Origin of the sequence: Pseudomonas brassicae, assembly GCF_010671725.1 — a bacterium.
GTDB lineage: Bacteria > Pseudomonadota > Gammaproteobacteria > Pseudomonadales > Pseudomonadaceae > Aquipseudomonas > Aquipseudomonas brassicae.
This window is the reverse complement of sequence record NZ_JAAHBU010000520.1, coordinates 1-2,008: the sequence shown is the minus strand read 5'-3', so window position 1 is coordinate 2,008 and position 2,008 is coordinate 1. Positions and strand designations below refer to the sequence as shown.

2 protein-coding genes and 2 pseudogenes are annotated in these 2,008 nt (G+C 64.7%); 2 read left to right on the top strand and 2 right to left on the bottom strand.

The genetic code is table 11. The features are described from left to right. Positions 1-37 precede the first annotated feature (37 nt). A pseudogene (locus tag G3436_RS29125) lies at positions 38-526 on the bottom strand (methyl-accepting chemotaxis protein); the annotation flags it as partial. 24 nt (positions 527-550) lie between these two features. Between G3436_RS29125 and G3436_RS29120 the strand changes: the two are divergent. Then, a complete protein-coding gene (locus G3436_RS29120) occupies positions 551-784 on the top strand; it encodes a hypothetical protein (protein WP_420801255.1) in 234 nt (77 codons plus the stop codon). Between the two features lie 158 nt (positions 785-942). Here G3436_RS29120 and G3436_RS29115 read toward each other — a convergent pair. Next, a pseudogene (locus G3436_RS29115) lies at positions 943-1,125 on the bottom strand (hypothetical protein); the annotation flags it as partial. A 653-nt stretch (positions 1,126-1,778) separates the two neighbouring features. Here G3436_RS29115 and G3436_RS25535 point away from each other — a divergent pair. Then, positions 1,779-2,008, top strand: a 230-nt coding sequence (locus tag G3436_RS25535) for an LLM class flavin-dependent oxidoreductase (RefSeq protein WP_163950960.1), incomplete at its 3' end; no start/stop codon positions are given.

Below are 2,008 nucleotides of genomic sequence, written 5' to 3'. Positions count from 1 at the left end.
CTGGCTTGCCAGCGAAGAGGTCCGTCCAGCTGGCCGATCAGGTCCGGAACCGGCTCACCAACTGATTCAACGCCTGCGACAACTGCGTCAGGTTCTGCGCATCACCCCGCGTCGAATCCGCCAGGTCGGCCACCCGCTGCGCATCCCCATGAATCTGGCTGATGTGGCGGTTGATGTCCTCGGCCACCTGGTGCTGCTCTTCCGCCGCCGTAGCAATCTGCGTGTTCATGTCGCGGATCACGTCCACCGATTCGCGGATCTGCTCGAAACTCTCCCGCGCTTCATTGATCGACAACACCGTCTCCTGCGACACCTCCAGGCTGGCATGCATCTGCTTGCCCATCTGGTGCGTGCGCCGCGCCAGGTTGCCCAGTAGCGCGTCGATCTCGCCGGTGGAATCGGCCGTACGCTTGGCCAGCGCCCGCACCTCGTCGGCCACCACCGCAAACCCGCGCCCCTGCTCGCCCGCCCGCGCCGCCTCGATGGCAGCATTGAGCGCCAACAGGTTGGTCTGCTCGGCAATCGAGCGATGGTGCCCAGGATCGACTGGATGTCGTTGCTGTCCTGCTCCAACTGCTGCATGGCCTGCGCCGACTGGCCGATCTCCTGGCTCAGGCGCCCCACATTGCTCACCGCCGCATCGATCTGGCGCTGCCCGGTGTGCGCCTGGCGCTGGCCGTTGTCGGCCGAGTCGGCCGCCTGGCTGCACGAGCGCGCCACTTCGTTGGAGGTGGCAACCATTTCATGGAACGCGGTCGACACCATGTCCACCGCATCACGCTGACGCGAGGCCACGTCGGCCATCTCCAGCGACACCTCGGTGGCACTGGCCGAACTGCTGTGGATCTGCCCCGCCGCCTGCCCGATGCGCTGGATCAGGGTGCGGATGGCCTCCAGGAACTGGTTGAACCAGCCGGCCAGTTGCGCCGTTTCGTCGTGGCCACGTACCGCCAGGCGCGCGGTCAGGTCGCCCTCGCCCTGGGCAATGCCTTCCAGGCCGCTGGCCACGCCACGGATCGGCCGCACGATCAATCCGGCAAAGTACGCGCCGGCCACCGCGAACAGGCCCGCACACACAGCAGCAATCGCCGCGATGATCCAGGTCAGGCGCGCCGCCGGCGCCATTGACGAAGCTGCGCACGGTACTCACCAGCACCGCATCGTCGGCCGCCCAGTAATAGGCATCGGTGCGCAGTGTCTTGCCCGGCTGGGCCATGGCCGTCTTGTACCAGGGGCGGGTGCGCGGGTCGTAGCGGCTGAGGTTGGGGTCGCCCGGCCAGAACACGTAGCCACCCTGCTCGGTGCCCAGCGACACATAGGTATAGGCCGGGTGGCTGTTGGCCAGGCCCGCGAACAGCGTGAACAGTTGCTGGTCCTGCTCGCCCATCGGTTGCTTGGCCGCGTCGCTGGCCAGGTAGCGCTTGAGGGTGGCATCGATACCGGCCAGTTGCGGGTGCTTGGCCAGGTACGCGACGTTCTGGCTGATGCCCTCGAAAAACAGCTGCATGGCGTTGTCGACCTGGCGGATCTCGCGCCCGCTGCTGTCGACGAACGCGCCCGCGCCTGGTCGCGCACGTTGAGGATGATCAACGCCGCCACCAGGGTCACCGGCAGGCTTGCGATTGCCGCAAAGGCCAGGGTGAGTTTTTGTTTTATGTTCATCTAGCACGCATCCTTGTCACAAAGTGTTTGCGGATATTCCATATTATGGTATACCAATAAACCAGTAGCGCCCAGCACACGGCGGGGCTGATAACAAAAGATCCGAGGTAGTCGCCATGAAATTTTCGTTGTTCGTGCATATGGAACGCTGGGACGAGAGCGTCAGCCATCGCCAGTTGTTCGAAGACCTGACCGAACTGACCCTCATGGCCGAAACCGGCGGTTTCAGCACCGTGTGGATCGGCGAACACCACGCCATGGAATACACCATCTCGCCGAGCCCGATGCCGCTGCTGGCGTACCTGGCGGCCAAGACCACCACCATTCACCTGGGCGCGGGCACATC

Excerpts from the sequence above, each read along its gene's own strand:
- G3436_RS29120 (WP_420801255.1), top strand. The coding sequence starts at position 551 with ATGTCGTTGCTGTCCTGCTCCAACTGCTGCATGGCCTGCGCCGACTGG.